The sequence below is a fragment of the Piscinibacter sp. HJYY11 genome, from assembly GCF_016735515.1.
Taxonomy (GTDB): domain Bacteria; phylum Pseudomonadota; class Gammaproteobacteria; order Burkholderiales; family Burkholderiaceae_C; genus Rhizobacter.
On record NZ_JAERQZ010000001.1, the window covers coordinates 2,706,049 to 2,725,184 of the forward strand.

General features: G+C 67.7%; 19 protein-coding genes. 4 read left to right on the forward strand and 15 right to left on the reverse strand.

What is annotated here, in order from left to right; all coding sequences use genetic code 11:
- Positions 1-7: 7 nt before the first annotated feature.
- From JI745_RS12490 to JI745_RS26780, 8 genes are read right to left on the reverse strand one after another with little or no spacing between them, the layout of a single operon-like run.
- Complete coding sequence (locus JI745_RS12490) at positions 8-538, reverse strand: chemotaxis protein CheW (protein ID WP_236674979.1); 531 nt, start codon at positions 536-538, stop codon at positions 8-10.
- A gap of 23 nt (positions 539-561) precedes the next feature.
- Positions 562-2,355, reverse strand: a complete 1,794-nt coding sequence (locus tag JI745_RS12495) for a methyl-accepting chemotaxis protein (protein ID WP_236674980.1) — start codon at positions 2,353-2,355, stop codon at positions 562-564.
- 22 nt (positions 2,356-2,377) lie between these two features.
- A complete protein-coding gene (locus tag JI745_RS12500; protein ID WP_201806818.1) occupies positions 2,378-2,920 on the reverse strand; it encodes a chemotaxis protein CheW in 543 nt (180 codons plus the stop codon).
- 10 nt (positions 2,921-2,930) lie between these two features.
- A complete protein-coding gene (locus tag JI745_RS12505) occupies positions 2,931-4,601 on the reverse strand; it encodes a methyl-accepting chemotaxis protein (RefSeq protein WP_201806830.1) in 1,671 nt (556 codons plus the stop codon).
- Between the two features lie 35 nt (positions 4,602-4,636).
- Positions 4,637-6,823, reverse strand: a complete 2,187-nt coding sequence (locus tag JI745_RS12510) for a chemotaxis protein CheA (RefSeq protein WP_201806833.1) — start codon at positions 6,821-6,823, stop codon at positions 4,637-4,639.
- Positions 6,824-6,844: 21 nt separating this feature from the next.
- Entirely contained in the window at positions 6,845-7,162 is a 318-nt protein-coding gene (locus tag JI745_RS12515) for a lipid asymmetry maintenance protein MlaB (RefSeq protein ID WP_201806836.1), read from the reverse strand.
- A 16-nt stretch (positions 7,163-7,178) separates the two neighbouring features.
- On the reverse strand, positions 7,179-7,547 hold the full coding sequence (locus JI745_RS12520) for a response regulator (protein ID WP_201806839.1): 369 nt from the start codon (positions 7,545-7,547) through the stop codon (positions 7,179-7,181).
- 34 nt (positions 7,548-7,581) lie between these two features.
- Entirely contained in the window at positions 7,582-8,805 is a 1,224-nt protein-coding gene (locus JI745_RS26780) for a methyl-accepting chemotaxis protein (protein WP_310738602.1), read from the reverse strand.
- A 289-nt stretch (positions 8,806-9,094) separates the two neighbouring features.
- On the opposite strand from JI745_RS26780, the gene JI745_RS12530 reads away from it, so the two are divergent.
- Entirely contained in the window at positions 9,095-9,880 is a 786-nt protein-coding gene (locus JI745_RS12530) for a LuxR C-terminal-related transcriptional regulator (protein WP_201806842.1), read from the forward strand.
- Here JI745_RS12530 and rocD read toward each other — a convergent pair.
- Positions 9,877-11,121: an ornithine--oxo-acid transaminase gene (rocD, locus tag JI745_RS12535; RefSeq protein WP_201806848.1), complete on the reverse strand. Its 1,245-nt coding sequence runs from the start codon at positions 11,119-11,121 to the stop codon at positions 9,877-9,879. The genes JI745_RS12530 and rocD overlap by 4 nt on opposite strands.
- 115 nt (positions 11,122-11,236) lie before the next feature.
- Here rocD and JI745_RS12540 point away from each other — a divergent pair, with 115 nt between their 5' ends.
- The 3 genes from JI745_RS12540 to pobA all read left to right on the forward strand — a co-directional run bounded on the left by JI745_RS12540 (position 11,237) and on the right by pobA (position 13,828).
- A complete protein-coding gene (locus JI745_RS12540; RefSeq protein ID WP_310738603.1) occupies positions 11,237-11,710 on the forward strand; it encodes an Lrp/AsnC family transcriptional regulator in 474 nt (157 codons plus the stop codon).
- A gap of 101 nt (positions 11,711-11,811) precedes the next feature.
- Positions 11,812-12,633: an IclR family transcriptional regulator C-terminal domain-containing protein gene (locus JI745_RS12545; RefSeq protein ID WP_201806859.1), complete on the forward strand. Its 822-nt coding sequence runs from the start codon at positions 11,812-11,814 to the stop codon at positions 12,631-12,633.
- Positions 12,634-12,652: 19 nt separating this feature from the next.
- Complete coding sequence (gene pobA / locus JI745_RS12550) at positions 12,653-13,828, forward strand: 4-hydroxybenzoate 3-monooxygenase (RefSeq protein ID WP_201806862.1); 1,176 nt, start codon at positions 12,653-12,655, stop codon at positions 13,826-13,828.
- 138 nt (positions 13,829-13,966) lie between these two features.
- Here pobA and JI745_RS12555 read toward each other — a convergent pair whose 3' ends face one another.
- From JI745_RS12555 to JI745_RS12580, 6 genes are all read right to left on the reverse strand, one after another.
- Positions 13,967-14,674, reverse strand: a complete 708-nt coding sequence (locus tag JI745_RS12555) for an ABC transporter ATP-binding protein (RefSeq protein ID WP_201806864.1) — start codon at positions 14,672-14,674, stop codon at positions 13,967-13,969.
- The gene (locus JI745_RS12560; protein ID WP_201806866.1) at positions 14,667-15,419 is read right to left on the reverse strand and encodes an ABC transporter ATP-binding protein; all 753 of its coding nucleotides are present in this window, start codon (positions 15,417-15,419) and stop codon (positions 14,667-14,669) included. The genes JI745_RS12555 and JI745_RS12560 overlap by 8 nt, the downstream gene beginning before the upstream one ends.
- Positions 15,416-16,414 (reverse strand): branched-chain amino acid ABC transporter permease, encoded by a 999-nt coding sequence (locus JI745_RS12565; protein WP_201806868.1) that lies wholly within the window; start codon positions 16,412-16,414, stop codon positions 15,416-15,418. The genes JI745_RS12560 and JI745_RS12565 overlap by 4 nt, the downstream gene beginning before the upstream one ends.
- Positions 16,411-17,271, reverse strand: coding sequence for a branched-chain amino acid ABC transporter permease (locus JI745_RS12570; protein ID WP_201806870.1), 861 nt, complete (start codon positions 17,269-17,271; stop codon positions 16,411-16,413). Before JI745_RS12570 ends, JI745_RS12565 begins: the two co-directional genes overlap by 4 nt.
- 105 nt (positions 17,272-17,376) lie before the next feature.
- Positions 17,377-18,552 (reverse strand): ABC transporter substrate-binding protein, encoded by a 1,176-nt coding sequence (locus JI745_RS12575; protein ID WP_201806872.1) that lies wholly within the window; start codon positions 18,550-18,552, stop codon positions 17,377-17,379.
- Between the two features lie 140 nt (positions 18,553-18,692).
- Complete coding sequence (locus JI745_RS12580; RefSeq protein ID WP_201806874.1) at positions 18,693-19,085, reverse strand: RidA family protein; 393 nt, start codon at positions 19,083-19,085, stop codon at positions 18,693-18,695.
- Positions 19,086-19,136 lie beyond the last annotated feature (51 nt).

A 19,136-nucleotide genomic window follows, 5' to 3' on the forward strand; every position in this document is an offset into this window, starting at 1 on the left:
ACTTGTCTCAGCGCTGGGCTCCTTCGAGGGCCGGAGCCTGGGCCACACGTTCCAGGACCGCGAGGTCGTGCATCGACAACACCCGGTCCACATCGAGCAGGATCACGAACTTGCCGCGCACCTTGCCCATGCCTTGAATGAAATCGGTGCGGATGCCCGCCCCGAAACTCGGCGCCGGCTCGATGGCCGACGCCTCGATCTCCAGTACTTCGCTGACCGCGTCGACCACGACGCCGATCACCTGGCGCTCATCCTGCGTCGCCACTTCGACGATGACGATGCAGGTGCGCTTGGTCACCTCGCTCGCACGGCGCCCGAAGCGCGCCTGCAGGTCCACCACCGGCACCACCGCGCCTCTGAGGTTGATCACCCCGCGCACGCACGGCGGCATCATCGGCACCTCGGTCAGGTCGTGGTACTCGATGATTTCCTTGATCGCCAGGATCCCGATCGCGTACGCCTCGCCGCCCAGCACGAACGTCAGGTACTGGCCCGGCTCGGCCTGGCGGTTCGCCAACGTCATCGTCTCGCGTTCCATCACGGCAGACATCGCGCGCGTCCTCAAAACTTGGCGAAGTGGGCTTCGTCCAGCTCGGCCAGCGCCGGCGCCAGGGCCGGCTTGGCGCTGCGCACCGGTGCCTTGCGGCGCGCGGCCGGAGCCGGTGCAACCGCAGGGCGCGGCGCGGCGGCGCGCGCTGCGCCGCCCGAAAGCTTGAAGAACGACATCGTCTGCTGCAGCTGCTCGGCCTGGGCGCTCATCTCTTCGGCGGTCGCGGCCAGTTCTTCCGAGCTGCTCGCGTTCTGCTGCGTGGTCTGGCTCAGCTGGCTGACCGCCGAGTTGATCTGGCCGACACCGGAGGACTGCTCTTCCGATGCGGCGGTGATCTCCTGCACCAGATCGCTCGTCTTCTTGATGTTGGGCACCATCTGGTCGAGCAGGCGGCCGGCCTTCTCGGCCAGCTCGACGCTGGATCCGGCCACGTCTCCGATCTCCTGTGCGGCGACTTGGCTGCGCTCGGCCAGCTTGCGCACTTCGGCGGCCACCACCGCGAAACCCTTGCCGTGCTCGCCAGCGCGCGCCGCTTCGATGGCCGCATTCAGCGCCAGCAGGTTGGTCTGATAGGCGATGTCGTCGATGATCCCGATCTTCTGGGCGATCTGCTTCATCGCGCTCACGGTCTGCTTGACCGCCTCGCCGCCCTCCTGGGCCTCTGCCGCGGCCTTGGTGGCCATGCCGTCGGTGACCTTGGCGTTCTCGGTGTTCTGGGTGATCGAGGCCGTCATCTGCTCGATGGAGGCGCTGGTCTCTTCCACACCCGCAGCCTGCTCGCTCGACGCTTGCGACAGCGACTGCGCGGTGGCATTCACCTCCTCGGACGCACCGGCCAGCACCTCAGCACTGCCGTTGACCTCGGTCACCACCTCCGCCAGCTTGGCGACAGTGGCGTTGACGTACGTACGCATTTCGCCGAACGCGCCCTCGTAGGGTCGTTCAATGGTGCGGGTCAAGTCCCCCTGCGCCACCGCACCCATCACTCGGACCACGTCGGCGATGCTGTCGCCGGCGGTCTGAACCGTCTGCTTCACCGTGTACAGCAAGCTGCTGATGTCGCCGGCACGAACGTGGACCTCGACCGCAAAATTGCCCTTGGCAACGCTTTGCATCACTTCGGCCGCATGCGACGGTTCGCCTCCGAGCACGCCGGTGATGCTGCGCACGATGCTCCACGCAATTCCACCGGCGACCATGGCCGCCAACAGGGTGCCGAACAGAAGCACGGCCGAGGTGCGAGCCTGCAGCGCTTCGGACGCCTTTGCGCGGTCGACCAGCAGGTCTGATTCGGCGCCGCGGATGACCCCGAGCTTGGCACGCATCTCGTCCATCAGCTTCTTGCCTCTGGCGGCCGTGACGCTGGCCACCACCACGTCCATGCGCTCACGGCCGTCTGCCACGGCGCGCCGAAGGGCGATCTCGGGTTCGAGCACTTTGGACACCCACTGCTCCTGGAGCTGCACAACGGCCTGAATGCGCTCCTGCTGCTGGGGGTTGTCGGCGGTCAGCGACTTGATCTTCGCGGAGTGCTTGCGGAAGCTTTCGATCCCGCCCACGTATGGCTCGAGGAAGGCATCCTGCCCGGACAACGCAAAGCCGCGCTCGCCCGTCTCGATGTTGATAAGAGCGGCCGTGGTGGCGTCGACCTCGCCAATCACCTCGTAGGTGTGGACATTCCAGCGGTTTGCTTCGGCCAGTGAGGCGAAGTTGACGTAGGCCACCGAGGTCAAGACAACCAGGATCGCCACAACCGAAGCGAAGCCAAGCGTGAGGCGGGTCGCTACTTTTAGATTCTTGAACATGATGTTTCCAATGGGGGTGTGATCACGAGGCCTCGGCAACCGCATCGACGGCTCGCTGCAAGCCGGCCACCTCTTCGAGGTCCAGCACATGGTCGACGTTGAGCAGGATCACGAACTTGCCGCGCACCTTGCCCATGCCTTGAATGAAATCGGTGCGGATGCCCGCCCCGAAACTCGGCGCCGGCTCGATGGCCGACGCCTCGATCTCCAGCACCTCGCTGACCGCGTCGACCACGACGCCGATCACCTGGCGCTCATCCTGCGTCGCCACTTCGACGATGACGATGCAGGTGCGCTTGGTCACCTCGCTCGCACGGCGCCCGAAGCGCGCCTGCAGGTCCACCACCGGCACCACCGCGCCTCTGAGGTTGATCACCCCGCGCACGCACGGCGGCATCATCGGCACCTCGGTCAGGTCGTGGTACTCGATGATTTCCTTGATCGCCAGGATCCCGATCGCGTACGCCTCGCCGCCCAGCACGAAGGTCAGGTACTGGCCCGGCTCGGCGGCCTTGCGCGCGGCAGCCGCGACGGCTTTCGCTTCGACTTCCACGATGGCACTCATCAGCAGCTCCTCAGAACTTGGCGAATTGAGACTCGTCGACGCCGACGGCAGCCAGGCCCAGGCCGCCGGCCAGACCCGGGCTGCGGCCTGAGGTCGATGAGGTTTCACGCGGGCGCAGCGGCTTGCGGCGCGACGGCGGCTGCGGTGCCTGCGGCGCGGCGGCGGCGGAGAAGGCCGCCACCTTGAAGAAGGCCATGGTCTGCTGCAGCTGCTCGGCCTGGCTGCTCATCTCCTCGGCGGTGGCCGAGAGTTCTTCGGAGCTGCTGGCGTTCTGCTGAGTGGTCTGGCTCAACTGGCCGACGGCGGCGTTGATCTGCGACACGCCGGCGCTCTGCTCTTCCGACGCGGCGGTGATCTCCTGCACCAGGTCGCTCGTCTTCTTGATGTTGGGCACCATCTGGTCGAGCAGGCGGCCCGCCTTCTCGGCCAGCTCGACGCTGGAGCCGGCCACGTCGCCGATCTCCTGTGCGGCCACCTGGCTGCGCTCGGCGAGCTTGCGCACCTCGGCAGCCACCACCGCGAAACCCTTGCCGTGCTCACCGGCACGCGCCGCTTCGATCGCGGCGTTCAGCGCCAGCAGGTTCGTCTGGTAGGCGATGTCGTCGATGATCCCGATCTTCTGGGCGATCTGCTTCATCGCGCTCACGGTTGCCTTGACTGCTTCGCCGCCCTCGGTCGCTTCGGCCGAGGCCTTGGTGGCCATGCCGTCGGTGACCTTGGCGTTGTCGGTGTTCTGGGTGATCGAGGCCGTCATCTGCTCGATCGACGCGCTGGTCTCTTCCACACCCGCAGCCTGCTCGCTGGAGGCTTGCGACAGCGACTGCGCGGTCGCGCTCACCTCCTCGGCGGCACCGGCCAGCGCTTCGGCGCTGCCCTTCACGTCGTTCACGACGCTGGAGAGCTTGGCGATCATGTTCTGCATGGCCGACAGGAGCTGACCGGTCTCGTCGCGGCTGGTCGACTCGATGCGCACCGACAGGTCACCTTCGGCCAGGCGGTTGGCGGCGTCCACCGCACGGGCGAGCGGTCGGCTCACGCTGCGACTGATCACCCAACCGAGCACCACGCCCAGCAAGACACCGCCAGCGATGGCGGCCAGCATGAGCTGGCGGCTGCTCTGGTACAGCGCGCCGGTTTCTTCAGACGCCTTCTTGGCCCGCGCCTGCTTCTGCGCCACCAGCTCGTCGAGCATCTCGTCGAGCTTGTTGGCCTTGTCGCGCACCACGTCGAGCGACTGGGCCAGCGCCTCGTCGCGCTCGGCCAGCTTGCGGCTGCCGGCGATCGACAACACGCGCTGCATCTCGCGCTCGTACTCCTGCGACAAGGTGGCGAAGGCGGCGAAGATCTCCTTCGCCCGTTCGGTGACGAAGAGCGGCTTGGCCTTCTCGATGTTGTCCTTGAGCGCGGCCGTGTTCTTGTTGATCGACTCGAGGTGCTTGTCGCGCTCGGCCTGCGTCGTGGCGAGCAGGTAGTTGGAGCGTGCGCGGCCGACGTAGATGAGCTTGACGTTGGCTTCCTGAATGTACGACAAGCCCATCAGCTCTCGGGTGTACATGTCTTCGGCCATGTCGTTCATGCGGCCGGTGTTGCTGATGCCGATGGCGCCCACCATGGCACTGATGCCGGCGACAAGCACGAAACCGGCGATCAGGCGAACGCCGATCTTGAGGTTGGAAAACATCTTCTGGAACTCCCTGGGGTCAAACTGGGATGGCTTCAATCAGCGGACGCTGCCGTGATCTGGGCGGCTGCACTGGCACGGGCAGGAGGCGCGGCGTGCTGGGCCAGCGCCGGCACGTCGAGGATCAGGGCGACGTCACCGCTGCCCAGAATGGAAGAGCCGCTGATGCCGCGCACCTGGCCGAACATCTTGGAAAGCGGCTTGATGACGGTCTGCGCTTCGCCGAGCAAGGTGTCGACCACCAGGCCGAACTTCAGGCCGGCGTGCTTGACGACCACGATGTTGGGCCGCGCGCTCGTGGGACCACTCACCCCGAAGAACTCGCGCAAGCGGATGAACGGCAGCACCTGGCCGCGCAGGTCCAGGTAGTCGTGCTCGCCCTCGGCCTTGAACTCCACGCACTCTTCCACCACGTCGAGCGGCACGACGAACACCGCGCGCCCCACGCCGATCTGGAAGCCGTTGATGATGGCCAGCGTGAGCGGCAGCCGCACGGTGACGGTGGTGCCGCGGCCGACCGTGCTGTCGATGCCCACGCTGCCGCGCAGCGCGGTGATGTTGCGCTTGACCACGTCCATGCCGACACCACGGCCCGAGAGGTTGGTCACCTTCTCGGCGGTGGAGAAGCCGGGTTCGAAGACGAGGTCGTAGATCTCGCTGTCGCTGAGCGACTTGCCCGCTTCGACCAGGCCGCGGTCCACGGCCTTAGCCAGGATCTTGTCGCGGTGCAGGCCGCCGCCGTCGTCGCTGACCTCGATGACGATGCTGCCGGAGTCGTGGTACGCGTTGAGCTTCAGGGTGCCACGCGCCGGCTTGCCGCGCTCGGCGCGCAGCTCGGGCGATTCGATGCCGTGGTCCATGGCGTTGCGCACCAGGTGCGTCAGCGGGTCGCCGATCTTCTCGACGACCGTCTTGTCGAGCTCGGTGTCTTCACCGCTCACGACGAGCTCGATGTCCTTTCCGAGCTCGCGCGATACGTCGTGCACCACGCGCTGGAAGCGGCTGAAGGTGCCACCGATCTTCACCATGCGCAGCTGCAGCGCGCTGTCGCGCACCTCTTCCACCAGGTTGGAGAGCACCGAATGCGCTTCCTGCAGCTCGACGTTGCGCGTGGCCCGCGAGATGAGGTTGGCGCCGGCGGAGGCGATGATGAGTTCGCCCACGAGGTTGATCAGGCGGTCGAGCTTGTCGGCATCGATGCGGATGGACTGGCCTTCCTGCGCCTTGCTGTCGCGGCTGCGCTTCTGCTTGTCGAGCGCGGCTTCCACCACGGCGGCAGGCGCGCTGCCTTGCTGCACCAGCACGTCGCCGATCAGCGGGGACGGCGCGGCGGGCTCGGCCGAGGCCGCGGTGCGCGCATCGGCCTGGCTCTGCAGCGCGGCTTCGAGTTCGTGCGCGGTCACGGTGCCGGCGCGCACCAGCATCTCGCCCAGGCGCACGCCTTCGTCGGGCATCTGCTTGAGCACCGCGATGTATTCCTCGATGCGGCTGCGCGGCGGCACGATGACGAGCTGGCAGTCGTCGAGCACGAAGTCGAAGACGCTTTCGATCTTGGCCTTGTCGGCCTTGCTGCGCAGCGCGATCTCGAAGCCGAGGTAGCAGGACTCCGGGTCCATCTCGTCGGCCGCGGGCAGTGCATCGGGCAGCGTGACGATGCCGACGATGGTGCCGAGGGTGCCCAGGTAGCGCAGGAAGGACAGCGGGTCCATGCCGTTGCGCAGCACGTCGGGGCCGAAGCGCAGCGAGATGTGCCAGGCGTCGTCGCCTTCGGCTACGTCGGGCGAGGCGATGCGCTCCACGGGCACTTCGAGCTCGGCCACCTCGTGCTTCGGGGCGAGGTAGGTGCGCAGCTGCACCAGGAGCGGCTCGCCGTGGGTGATCAGGTCCGGGTCGATGTGGGCCGGGTCGGCCTCGGCGGCGTCGACCAGCGCCCGCAGGTGGTCGGCGCACTTGAGCAGCAGCGACACCAGCGCATCGTCGGCGTTGACACGCCCGTCGCGCACTTCATCGAGCACGCTCTCGGCCACGTGGGTGAAGGCCACCAGCGGGTCGAGCCCGAAGAGGCCGGCCGAGCCCTTGATGGTGTGCGCGGCGCGGAAGATGGCGTTGACGGTCTCGGCGGGGTCGTCGCTCTGGCGGATGCCGAGCAGCGCGGCCTCCATGTCGTCCAGCAGCTCCCGACTCTCTGCAAAGAAGGTCTGCAGGGCCTGGTCCATGTCCATGTTGTTTCTCCCTCGCGGATATCAGGCGGCCACGACCAGCGGGTCGCCGAAGTGGGCGGCCAGGTCGAGCAGCTGCAGCACGTCGACGACGACGGCGCTGTGGCGCACGAGGCGCAGCTCGTGGCCACGGTCGGCGGCCGCGCGCTTGGCGAGCAGCAGCAGCTGCAGGCCGGCGGTGTCGAACTCGGCGACGCCGCTCAGGTCGACTTCCAGCACCGGCGAGGCTTCCACCGCCTGCAGCAACAGGGGCTTGAGCTCGGCGGCGCGGTAGATGCTGAATTCGCCGTCGATGCGCAGCACCTGCGGCGCGGCAGGCGCCGCTTTCTTCTTCGATGCCATGTGGGGCCCCTGTCGCTCAGGGGAGCACGAGCTTCTGCACCACGTCCAGCAGCTGGTCGGGGCGGAAGGGCTTGACGATCCAGGCCTTGGCGCCGGCCATCTGGCCTTCCTTCTTCTTGGCCTCCTGCGACTCGGTGGTCAGCATCACGATCGGGGTGAACTTGTAGGCCGGCATGGCCTTCACCGCCTTCACGAGGCTGATGCCATCCATGTTGGGCATGTTCACGTCGCTGATGATCAGGTGCACCTTCTGGCCGGTGAGCTTGGTCAAGGCTTCCTTGCCATCGCTGCCCTCGATCACGTCGTAGCCCTTTTGTTTGAGCGCGATGCTCACGACCTGCCGCACCGAGGCGGAGTCGTCGACGATCAGGATGTTCTTGCCCATGTTCGGATGGCCTCCCTGGAAAACTGACTAAGGTTCAGAAAAAGGTGATCTCTTCGTTCTTCGGTGCACCGGCCGAGCCGCCACCACCGTGGGTGCTGCGCTCTTCGGCCATGGCGTAAGTCGCTTCGAGTTCGGCCAGCAGGGCCGCCACGTCGACCGGCACCAGCCGGCCTTCGCGCTCGTAGGTGTCGGTGCTGAGCGAGAGGCGCTCGGGGAGCGCTTCCATGTTCTGGCGCACGTGGGTCATGACCTGGCTCACGCGGTCCTGGAACTGCAGCTGCACCAGCGCCTCGCAAACCTCGGCCTGGATGCCCAGGCTCTCGCGCTTGAGCACACCGGCCGATTCGGCCAGCGCTTCGGTCACGCCGCGGAAGCCATCGAGCACGCTGTTGATCGAGGTCTCGCAGCCGCTGATGGAAGCGGCCTCGCGCGAGGCCGAGGCCTCGGCGCTCTCGCGGGCCTGCGCAATCGCATCGGCCACGGTCGCCACCTTCTCGGCCATGCGCCGGCCGGTCTCGCCCGATTCGGCCGAGAGCTTGCGAACCTCTTGCGCGAGCACCGAGAAGCTGCGGCCGGCTTCACCCGCATGCGCGGCCTCGATGGCGGCGTTGATGGCGAGCAGGTTGGTCTGGGCGGCGATCTTGGCGACATCGGTCGCCATCTGGCGCAGCTCTTCGATGAAGCGGCTCAGGCCTTGCACGTCGCCGCGCATGGCGTTGTTGCTTTCGGTCGCCTGGCGCAGCGAGGCCAGCACGGCCTGCAGTTCCTGCTGGCTGCTCGCGAACATGGCGGCCATGCCGCCCGAGTCGTGCTCGGCGCCGGCGGCACTGTCGGAAGCCTTCATCGCGCCGTCGAGGCGGTCGACGATGCCGGCAAAACGGGCGCTCAGCGAGGAGATGGCAGTCTCCATCTGCAGGCGCGAGGTTTCGATGTGGCCACTCCACACCGGCATCAGCCGGCTGCCGAGGTCGACGCTGCCTTGCAGATAGAGCGCGGTGTCGCGGCGTGCCTGCTGCTCGCGGGCGGCGTGGTGGCGGTCCAGCCAGGTGCCCGCGGCCAGCAGGGCTGCGGCGGCCATCCAGGGCCAGACACCGGTACCGGCGCCGAAGGCCAGGCAAGCTGCGGCCCCTGCCAGTCCCAGGCCGCGGCCCGCCCAGCCGGCCCAGGAAGCACCGGCAAGGCGCCAGCGGCGCGGCGTGTCGACACGTCGGGCCGGCTCGGCCGCGAGTTCGGTGGAGGTCATGGAGACAGTCGTCATGGTGAATGGCTATCGACATCATCTGCAGCCGGCTTGACCCGCGATCGGCTGAAGAACACCGTCTTTGAAGCGCTTTCCAGGGCGACTGTGTAAGAGAGTGTGTACCCACCAAAACAACGTCGATGCGGTGCAGCAAGTCAGTAGGCAAAAACTATTGAATTGCACGAATTGAACGGGCGAGCCTTTCTGGCCCGGCCGGGCCGCTAAAGCGGCCGCGGCATGGTCTGACCCGATGGCAGCGCGGGGCAAGGTCCCTAGACTGGCCGCTTCTCGACCGTTCTCACCTTCCATGCAGACCTGGCGCCTCGCGCCGCACAGCGGCCCCCGTCACGACGTGCAGACGAGCCTTGCCGGCCTCATCGGCACCGTGGGCAGCGAGTCGTTTGCGCAATCGGCGCTGCTGCATGTGAACCGTGCGCTGCACGCGGGCTCGTGGGCGGTCTACCGGGTGTGGAAGGACCGCGCGCCGGTGCTGCACTTCTCTTCGGCCCACGGCGTGCGCGACACCACGCGCGACTGCTTCGCGGCCTACCTCGACGGCCTGTACCGGCGCGACCGCACCTTCGACATCGCGAAACAGGGCACGGCGATGCTGCGCCTGAGCGCGCACGACATCCCCAACCCCGACCACCGTGAAGCCATCTACAAGCGCCACGGGGTGAGCGAGCGGCTGTCGATCGCCGAGCCGCAGCCCGACGGCGGCGTGCTGGCGGTCAACCTCTACCACCACGAGCACCAGGGGGCGTTTGCCGATGGGGAGCTCGAGAACTTCGAACAGCTCGCCATGGGCCTGCTCGCGAGCGTGCGGCGGCACATCGAGCTGACCGACACGGCCGAGTCATCGCGGCCCGATGCGGCGCAGCTGCGCGCGGCCCTGCAGCGCCGCCACCCGGAGATGCCGGCCCGCGAGCTCGACGTGTGCGCACGGCTGCTGCAGGGCTTGAGCTACGACGGCATCGCGGCCGACCTCGGTCTCTCGGTGGCGACGGTGAAGACCTATCGGCGGCGAGCGTTCGAGCGCATGGGGTTGCACTTCAAGAGCGAGCTGTTCGCGGCCTTCGTCGGGCAGGTCTAGGCCAGGCTTCGCAACACCCTGGCGAGCGCCTGCACGGCGACGTCGATCTGCTCACGCTCGATCACGAGCGGCGGCGCCAGCCTGACGACGGTGTGGTGCGTGTCCTTGGTCAACACGCCTTCGTGCATCAACGCCTCGCACACCTGGCGTGCAGAGGCGACGCGCGGGTCGATCACCACCCCCACCAGCAGGCCGCGGCCGCGCACCTCGGTGATCGCCGGGTGCGCCAACGCCCGCAGCCGCGCCATCAAATAGGCGCCCTGGTCGGCGGCCCGCTGCACCAGCTGCTCCCGTTCCAGCAAGGACAAGGCGGCATGGCCGACGGCCGCGGCGAGCGGGTTGCCGCCGAAGGTGCTGCCGTGGTCGCCCGGGGTGAATTGCGCCATCACGTCGTCGCGCGCGAGGAAGGCGCTCACCGGCAGCAGGCCCCCGCCCAGCGCCTTGCCCAGCGTGAGGCCGTCGGGCTTCACACCCTCGTGGTCGCAGGCGAGCAACGCGCCCGTGCGGCCGAGGCCGGTCTGCACCTCGTCGCAGATCATCAGCACGTTGTGGCGGTTGCAGATCTCGCGCACCGCTTTCAGGTAGCCGGCCGGCGGCACGACGATCCCGGCTTCGCCCTGGATGGGCTCGACGATGAAGGCGGCGGTGTGCGGGGTGATCGCGGCCTCGAGCGCGGGCGCATCGCCGAAGGGCACGCTTGCGAAGCCCGGCGCGAATGGGCCGAAGCCATCGCGGTACTGCGCTTCGCTCGAGAAGCCGACGATCGTGGTGGTGCGCCCGGCGAAGTTGCCTTCGGCCACCAGGATCTGCGCCTGCCCCTCCGGCACCCGCTTCACCTTGTAGGCCCACTTGCGTGCGGCCTTGATCGCTGTTTCCACCGCCTCGGCGCCGCTGTTCATCGGCAGCGCGCGCGCCATGCCGGTCATGCGGGAGAGGCGTTGCAGGAAGGGGCCGAGCTGGTCGGTGTGGAAGGCGCGGCTCGTGACGGCCAGGCGCCCGGCCTGCTCGGTCAGCGCGCGCACCAGCACCGGGTGGCTGTGGCCGAAGCTCACCGCCGAGTAGGCCGACATCATGTCGAGGTAGCGACGGCCGGCGTCGTCGAACAGGTAGGCGCCGGCGCCGCGCGTCAGCACGACCGGCAGCGGGTGGTAGTTGTGGGCGCCGTACTGGGCTTCGAGCGCGATCGGCGCGTCGCCGGGGGCGGCGGCGGGAAAGGCGGCGTGGGGCGTGGCGGTGTGCATGGGGCAAGTCCTCCGGATCGCGTCACCTTAGGCCTCCAGAGGCGAAATGTGCTTGCCACTTGTTGCGCGATTGAAGGCAACGGCGCACGATCCGTTCACCACTGGAGGAATCAGCGTGCCCCACATCCCCCTCGACCTGATCGACCGCAAGATTCTCAAGGCGTTGCAAGCCGACGGACGCGCCAGCAATGTGGAACTGGCGGCCCAGGTGCACCTGTCGGCGCCGCAGTGCTTCCGGCGCGTGCGGGCGCTGGAAGAGCGCGGGGTGCTGCGCGGCGTCCGGGCGATGGTCGAGCCCGAGGCGCTGGGGCTTGGGGTGATGGCCTATGTCAGCCTCAACATCGACGGTGGCCAGTTCGGCCGCGTGCGCGAGATCGAGGCCGACATCCGTGCATTTCCGCAGATCCTCGAGTGCCACACAGTGTCTGGCGACAGTGACTACTTGCTCAAGGTGGTCGCGCGCGACCTGAAGAGCCTGAGCCAGTTCCTCACCGACCAGCTGATGCAGGTGCCCGGCGTGGACGACGTGCGCTCGATGATCTGCCTCGAAGAGGTGAAACCCCCCTCGCCGCTGCCCGTCGACCTGTAGCGCGCAAAGTCTGCCAATCGCACAACTGCGGCGATTAGCAATGGCATTGATGATGATCAATAACTACATTGGGCGAATCATTCCACGAAGCGGAACCGCCCATGAACGCGTTTGCCCTCTCCGACGCCGAGCCCGATGACGCTGCCAACGTGGGCGAGGCCCCCGCAGGCCCGCACAAGCGTGACCTGATCGCCGGTCTGGAGAAGGGGCTGGCCGTCATCGAGGCCTTCGACCAGGACCGCCCGCGCCTGACCATCAGCGAGGTCGCCACCCGTTGTGGCCTGACCCGCGCCGCCGCCCGCCGCTACCTGATCACGCTCGAGTACCTGGGCTACGTGACGAGCGACCGCCGCATGTACTCGCTCAGCCCCAAGGTGCTGCGCCTGGGCCAGAGCTACATGCACTCGGCGCGGCTGCCGCGTATCGTGGCGCCCGAGTTGCACAAGGTGGCCTACGCGCTGAAGGAGGCCTCGTCGGCCGGCGTGCTCGACGGCAACGACGTGATCTGCATCGCCGCCACCGAAGCGGGCCGGCTGGTGTCGTCGACCCTGCAGCCCGGCACCCGCGTGCCGGCCTATTGCACCGCCAACGGCCGGGTGCTGCTGAGCGCGATGCCCCAGCCCGAGGTCGAGACCTGGCTCGCGCGCCAGAACTTCGAGGCGCGCACACCGCACACGATGGTCGACCGCGAGAAGCTGGCCGCCGAGATCGCGCAGATCCGCCTGCGCGGCCATGCCGCCGTCGACCAGGAATTCGAGCTCGGCCTGCGCACGATCTCCGTGCCGCTGAAGAACTACCGCGGCGAGGTGCTCGCCGCCATCAACGTGAGCGCCCAGGCCTCGCGCATGAGCATGGACCAGTTGGTCAGCGAATGCCTGCCTGCCCTGCTGCAAGCCCAGGCCCGCCTGCGCAGCACGCTCTGACCACCAGGAGATCCCCGTCATGAGAGTTCAAGTCGCCATCATCGGAGCAGGCCCCTCAGGCTTGTTGTTAGGTGCCAAGCTGCACCAGGCCGGCGTCGACGCCATCGTCATCGAACAACGCAGCGCCGACTACGTGCTCGGCCGCATCCGCGCCGGCGTGCTGGAGCAGGGCACCGTCGACATGATGGACAGCCTGGGCCTGGGTGCGCGCATGCACGCCGAAGGCCTGGTGCATGGCGGCTTCAACCTCGGCTACCGCAACAGCCACCACCGCATCGACCTGCATGCGCTCACCGGCAAGGACGTGATGGTCTACGGCCAGACCGAACTGACGCGCGACCTGATGGATGCGCGCGCGCAGTGGGGCGCAAAGACGGTGTACGAGGCCGAGCACGTGCATATCCACGGCTTCGACGGCAGCACTCCCTCGGTCACCTACACCAAGGACGGCAAGACGCACGAGATCCAGTGCGACTACATCGCCGGATGCGACGGCTACCACGGCGTGAGCCGCGCGAGCGTGCCCAGCTCGAGCATCAAGGCCTACGAGCGCGTCTACCCGTTCGGCTGGCTGGGCGTGCTGGCCGACGTGCCGCCGGTCGCGCACGAGCTCATCTACTCCAACCACGAGCGTGGCTTTGCACTGTGCAGCATGCGCTCGAAGACACGCAGCCGGTACTACATCCAGTGCGCGCTCGACGACAAGGTCGACAACTGGAGCGACCAGGCCTTCTGGGACGAGTTGCGCCGCCGCCTCGACCCCGAAGCGGCCGCGAGCATGGTCACCGGCCCGTCGATCGAGAAGAGCATCGCGCCGCTGCGCAGCTTCGTCGCCGAGCCGATGCGCTTCGGCCGCCTCTTCCTCGTGGGCGACGCGGCGCACATCGTGCCGCCCACTGGCGCCAAGGGCCTGAACCTCGCCGCAAGCGACGTGCACTACCTCGCGCATGGCCTCGTCGAGCACTACCAGGAGAAGAGCGCGGCGGGCCTCGACGCCTACAGCGGCCGTGCGCTGCGCCGCGTGTGGAAGGCGGTGCGCTTCTCGTGGTGGTTCACCTCGCTCATGCACAAGTTCCCCGAGGGCGGCGAGTTCGGCCAGAAGATCCAGGAGGCCGAGATCGACTACCTGCTGGGCTCGCAGGCGGCGATGACCTCGCTCGCGGAGAACTACGTGGGCCTGCCCTACGAAGTGTGAGACCGACTGCAGCTTCCAACGGTCCGGCGCGCAGGATGCGTTCGCCGCGCTCATCGATCAGGCCAGTCGGCCTGCTGCCCGACCACATGCAGATCGTCCGCCCCGGCAGGCCTTAGGCTGGCCGCGGCCACCAAGCCCTCAGGCCTTCGCCACCGCCAGCCAGCGCTCCAGTTGCTCGGGCGCGGCCAGCAGCGCTTCGCTGCGGTCGCGGTGCACCACCTGCCCCCGGTCGAGCACCACCGCCTGGTGGGTGATCGGCAGGATCATGCGCGGGTTCTGCTCCACGATGATGGCCGACATGCCTTCGTCCTTCACCACACGGGCGATGCTGCGCAGCAGCTCTTCCACGATGATGGGTGCGAGGCCTTCGAGCGGCTCGTCGAGCAGCAGCAGCTTGGGGTTCAGCACCAGCGCGCGCGCCACGGCGAGCATCTGCTGTTCGCCGCCCGAGAGCTGGTTGCCCATGTTGCTCTTGCGTTCGGCGAGGCGCGGAAACATCTCGTAGGCACGCTGCACGGTCCACGGCCCCGGCCGCGCGACGGCGGTCAGGTTCTCGTGCACCGTGAGCGACTTGAAGATGTTGCGCTCCTGCGGCACCCAGCCGATGCCGGCACCGGCGCGCAGGTAGGCGGGCATCGTCGTGATGTCCTGCCCGGCGAGCGCGATGCGGCCGGCGTGGCGGCGCGTCACGCCCACGAGCGTGTTCATCAGCGTGGTCTTGCCGGTGCCGTTACGGCCGAGGAGCGCGAGCGACTGGCCGGCCTCGAGCGTGAGGTCGATGCCCTGCACCACCACCGCTTCGCCATAGCCTGATTTCAGGCCTTCGACCTTCAACAGTTCAGCCATGGCCCTCTCCGAGGTAGACCGCCTTCACGCGCGGGTCGGTCGAGATGCTGGCCACGTCGCCTTCGGCGAAGAGCGTGCCGTTGACCAGCACGGTCACGGTGCGGGCGAAGTTGAAGACGAGGTCCATGTCGTGTTCGATCAGGAGGATGGTCACCTCCGCCGGCAGCGCGTTGATGGTGTCGAAGATCTCCTGGCGCTCGCCCTCGGGCACGCCAGCGACCGGCTCGTCGAGCAGCAACACGCGTGGCTCGCTCGCAATCGCGGTGGCGATCTCCAGCAGGCGGCGCTTGCCGTAGGCGAGCACGTTGACCTTCTGGTCCATCACGTCGTCGAGGCGGAACTGCTTCAGGAGCACCGCGCAGCGCTCGGCCACCCGCGGGTCGCTGCCGAGCGGCTTCCACCACGCGTGGCTGATGCCGAGCTGCGCGCTCACCGTGAGCGCGAGCGACTGCAGCGGGGTGAGCTCGTTCCAGAGCTGGTTGATCTGGAAGGTGCGCACGATGCCGCGGCGCACACGCTGGTGGGGCGCGAGCTTGGTGATGTCCTGCCCGTCGAGCGAGATGCGTCCCGAGGTCGGCTCGGTCACGCCGGTGAGCAGGTTCACGAGCGTGGTCTTGCCGGCGCCGTTGGGGCCGATCAGCGCATGGCGTGCGCCCTTGTGGACCTTGATGGAGACGTCGTTGGTCGGCGTGATGCCACCGTAACGCTTGACCAGGTTGTGGGTTTCGAGGACGACGGTGCTCATGCCTGCCCCCCGCGCTTGAACCACGTCCAGGGCCGGACGAGGCGGTCCCGCCCGACGAGCATGAGGACCACGAGGAAGAGGCCCAGCCAGAACATCCAGTACTGCGGGGTCCAGGCCGAGAGCACGTCGTGCAGCAGCTTGAAGGCGATGGCGCCGAAGATGCCGCCGTACAGGTACGCGGTGCCACCGATCACGAGCACCAGCACGAGCTCGGCGCTGCGGTGGAACTCCAGGCCGTCGAGTGAGGCGAAGCCCGAGGTTTGCGCCATCAGCGCACCAGCCGCGCCGGCGATGGCCGCGCCCAGCGTGTAGACCGCGACCAGCCGCAGGTGCACCGACAGGCCGATGCTCTGCGTGCGCAGGCGGTTGTCGCGCAGCGCCTTGAGCGAATAGCCGAAGGGCGAGTGGACGATGCGGCGGGTGATCAGCAGGCACACGAAGAGCACTGCCAGGCTGTAGGCATAGGCCGTCTTGCCGAAGAGGTCGAACTCGAAGGTGCCGAGCAGCTTGCCCATCACCACGCCCTGAAGGCCATCGGCGCCGCCGGTCAGCCAGTCGAGCTTGTTGGCCAGCTCATACAGCACGGCCGCCACGCCGAGCGTGATCATCAGGCGCGTGAGGTCGGAGCCGCGCATCACGAGCACGCTGCACAGCGCGCCGAGCACGGCGGTGCTCGCGATCGTGACCACGAGGCCCACCAGCGGGTCGGGCATCACATGCTTGGCGAAGAGCGCCGCCACGTAGGCACCAAAGCCGAAGAAGGCCGCATGGCCGAGCGAGACGATGCCCGCGTAGCCGAGGATCAGGTCGAGCGACAAGGCAAAGAGCGCGAGGATCGCGATCTCGTTCAAGAGCAGCGCATGGCTGCCCGAGAGGAAGACCGAGGCGATGGCCAACACGCCCAGCGCCAGCTCCCACCAGCGCCAGCCCGAGGCGGCGCGCAGCGAGGCCTGCACTTTCTCCAGGGATGCGGTTTGACGATCCGGCGCGCTCATTTCGAGCCCTTCTGGCCGAACAGGCCCTGCGGACGCCAGGTGAGAATCGCGATCATCAGCGCGTAGACGATGAAGGCCCCGAGCTTGGGGGCGTAGTACTTGCCGAACACGTCGGCAATGCCGAGCAGGAGCGCCGCGAGCAGCGGGCCGGTGATGGTGGTGGTGCCGCCGACCGAGACGACGATCAGGAAATACACCATGAACTTGAGCGGGAAGATCGGCTCCAGGCCCAGCACCTCGGCGCCGAGCGCACCGCCCAGGCCGGCGAGGCCCGAGCCCACGGCGAAGGTCAGGAGGAACACCTGGTTCACGTTGATGCCGAGGCCTTGGGCCACTCGCGGGTCGTCGACCGCGGCGCGCAACCGGCTGCCAAACCGCGTGCGGCTCAGGATCATCTGCAGCGCGACCGTCAGCAGGCCGCACACGACGATGATGAAGAGGCGGTACTTGCCGATGCCGACGTCGGCCAGGTCGAAGCGGCCCTGCAGCCAGCTCGGCACCGAGATCATCTGCTGCTGCGAGCCGATGATGTAGTCGACCCCCGTCACCGCCATGAACACGAGGCCGATGGAGAACAGCACCTGGTCGAGGTGCGGCCGGTTGTACATCGGCCGGTACAGCGTGCGCTCGAAGGCCGCGCCGAGGATCGCCGTGAACAGGAAGGCGAGCGGCAGCGTGGCCAGGAAGGGCACGCCCAGGCGGTTCATCAGCAGCACGGTGGTGTAGCCACCGGCCATGGCGAACGCCCCGTGCGCGAGGTTGATGAAGTTCATCAGGCCCATCGTGACCGCGAGGCCGACGGACAGGACGAACAGCAGCATGCCGTAGGCGATGCCGTCGAAGAGGAGGGTCAGCATGACGAGAAGAGCCGTGAACGTAGCGTTGCGCGCCGGAGCGCCGGGCCGCCCCAAGCCCGGCGCGCTCCCCCGCGGGGGGATGGCGCCGAAGGCGTCAGGGGGCCGTCACTTGGCGCCGAGCTTGCCCGGGTCCTTCACGGCTTTCTGCACGTCGAACTCCTGGTTCCAGAGCTGGCCGTTCACACGCTCGACCTTGCGGATGTAGATGTCGTGCACCACGTCGCGGGTCTGCGCGTCGATCATCACCTGGCCACGCGGGCTCTCGAAGACCTGGCCTTTCATGGCGGCCAGCAGGTCGTCGCCGCCGCCCTTGCCCTTGGTGGCTTCGAGCGCCTTGTAGATCACGCGCATGCCGTCGTAGCCGGCCACCGCCATGAAGTTGGGGCGGAACTTGTTGGCCGCCTCGAAGGCCTGCACGAACTTCTTGTTGGTCGGCGAGTTGTGCGAGGCCGAGTAGTGCTGCGCGGTCACCACGCCGAGTGCCACGTCGCCCATGTCGTTCAACTGGTCGTCGTCGGTGATGTCGCCGGTGCCGATGAGCTTGATGCCCGACTTGTCGAGGCCACGCTCGGCAAACTGCTTCATGAAGGCCGCGCCCTGGCCCGAGGGCAGGAAGACGAACACCGCATCGGGCTTGGCGTCACGCACGCGCTGCAGGAAGGGCGCGAAATCGGGGCTGCGCAGCGGCGAGCGGATCTCGGCCACGATCTCGCCGCCGTTCAGCAGGAACTGGCTCTTGAAGAACTTCTCGGCATCGATGCCAGGGGCGTAGTCGGTCACCAGCGTGACGACCTTCTTGATCTTGTTCTTGCCGGCCCACTCGCCCATGGCGACCGCGGCCTGCGGCAGCGTGAAGCTGGTGCGCACGATGTAGGGCGAGGCGGTGGTGATGACCGAGGTGGCGGCGGCGGTCACGACCATCGGCACCTTGGCCTGCGTGGCGATGGGCGCGGTGGCCATGGCCAGCGGCGTGAGGCCGAAGCCGGCCAGCACGTCGACCTTGTCGTTGACCACCAGCTCCTGCGCGATGCGGCGGGTGGAGTCGGCCACGCCAGCGTCGTCCTTGATGATGAGCTCGATCTTGCGGCCGGCGACGGTGCTGCCGTTCTGCGCCATGTAGAGCTTGGCGGCGGCCTCGATCTGGCGGCCGGTGGAGGCCGACTGGCCGGTCATGGGCAGGATGAAGCCGATCTTGAACGGGGCGTTCTGGGCGAACGCCTGCGCGGCAAACAGACCGAGTGCGAGGGGAAGAATCGCCTTCAAAACCTGGCGTTTTTGCATGGATGGCTCCGGGTGAATCGCAAGGAGCGCACTGTGCGCCCCGGCCACGGTATTCGGCAATTGGGAACTTCAACTAGCAGCTATGCCGCTCCGGCATGTCGCTGAGGGAAACCCCTCGGGCCCGGGCCCTCCAGCGCCTTCTACGCCGGCAGCCTGGCGATCACCTTGATCTCGAAGTCGAAGCCCGACAGCCAGGTCACGCCGACGCCCGTGAGCGTGGGGTACGGCGGCTCACCCCAGTACTCCCCGACCACCGGCCAGATGGTCTCGAGCCGCCGCTCCGGGTCGACGACGAACACGGTCACGTCGACCACGTCGCGAAAGCTGCAGCCGGCCTCGGCAAGGATGGCATTGAGGTTCTCGAAGGCCAGGCGCACCTGCGCCGACAGGTCCGGCTCGACCGAGCCGTCCGGGTGGCTGCCGACCTGCCCCGACACGAACAGGAAGCCGTTGGAACGGATGGCGGGCGAATAGCGGTTGCGCTCGTAAAGCGCCTGGCGTCCGGGCGGGAAGACAACATCGCGTGCAGACATGAGAGCTCCGGGTGGGATGGGGGAATCCACTCTATGGACCCGCGGACGCCA

Bases quoted from the DNA above. Each gene is read 5' to 3' on its own strand.
- JI745_RS12490 (WP_236674979.1), bottom strand. From the start codon at position 538: ATGGAACGCGAGACGATGACGTTGGCGAACCGCCAGGCCGAGCCGGGC.
- JI745_RS12495 (WP_236674980.1), bottom strand. From the start codon at position 2,355: ATGTTCAAGAATCTAAAAGTAGCGACCCGCCTCACGCTTGGCTTCGCT.
- JI745_RS12500 (WP_201806818.1), bottom strand. From the start codon at position 2,920: ATGAGTGCCATCGTGGAAGTCGAAGCGAAAGCCGTCGCGGCTGCCGCG.
- JI745_RS12505 (WP_201806830.1), bottom strand. From the start codon at position 4,601: ATGTTTTCCAACCTCAAGATCGGCGTTCGCCTGATCGCCGGTTTCGTG.
- JI745_RS12510 (WP_201806833.1), bottom strand. From the start codon at position 6,823: ATGGACATGGACCAGGCCCTGCAGACCTTCTTTGCAGAGAGTCGGGAG.
- JI745_RS12515 (WP_201806836.1), bottom strand. From the start codon at position 7,162: ATGGCATCGAAGAAGAAAGCGGCGCCTGCCGCGCCGCAGGTGCTGCGC.
- JI745_RS12520 (WP_201806839.1), bottom strand. From the start codon at position 7,547: ATGGGCAAGAACATCCTGATCGTCGACGACTCCGCCTCGGTGCGGCAG.
- JI745_RS26780 (WP_310738602.1), bottom strand. From the start codon at position 8,805: ATGACGACTGTCTCCATGACCTCCACCGAACTCGCGGCCGAGCCGGCC.
- JI745_RS12530 (WP_201806842.1), top strand. From the start codon at position 9,095: ATGCAGACCTGGCGCCTCGCGCCGCACAGCGGCCCCCGTCACGACGTG.
- rocD (WP_201806848.1), bottom strand. From the start codon at position 11,121: ATGCACACCGCCACGCCCCACGCCGCCTTTCCCGCCGCCGCCCCCGGC.
- JI745_RS12545 (WP_201806859.1), top strand. From the start codon at position 11,812: ATGAACGCGTTTGCCCTCTCCGACGCCGAGCCCGATGACGCTGCCAAC.
- pobA (WP_201806862.1), top strand. From the start codon at position 12,653: ATGAGAGTTCAAGTCGCCATCATCGGAGCAGGCCCCTCAGGCTTGTTG.
- JI745_RS12555 (WP_201806864.1), bottom strand. From the start codon at position 14,674: ATGGCTGAACTGTTGAAGGTCGAAGGCCTGAAATCAGGCTATGGCGAA.
- JI745_RS12560 (WP_201806866.1), bottom strand. From the start codon at position 15,419: ATGAGCACCGTCGTCCTCGAAACCCACAACCTGGTCAAGCGTTACGGT.
- JI745_RS12565 (WP_201806868.1), bottom strand. From the start codon at position 16,414: ATGAGCGCGCCGGATCGTCAAACCGCATCCCTGGAGAAAGTGCAGGCC.
- JI745_RS12570 (WP_201806870.1), bottom strand. From the start codon at position 17,271: ATGCTGACCCTCCTCTTCGACGGCATCGCCTACGGCATGCTGCTGTTC.
- JI745_RS12575 (WP_201806872.1), bottom strand. From the start codon at position 18,552: ATGCAAAAACGCCAGGTTTTGAAGGCGATTCTTCCCCTCGCACTCGGT.
- JI745_RS12580 (WP_201806874.1), bottom strand. From the start codon at position 19,085: ATGTCTGCACGCGATGTTGTCTTCCCGCCCGGACGCCAGGCGCTTTAC.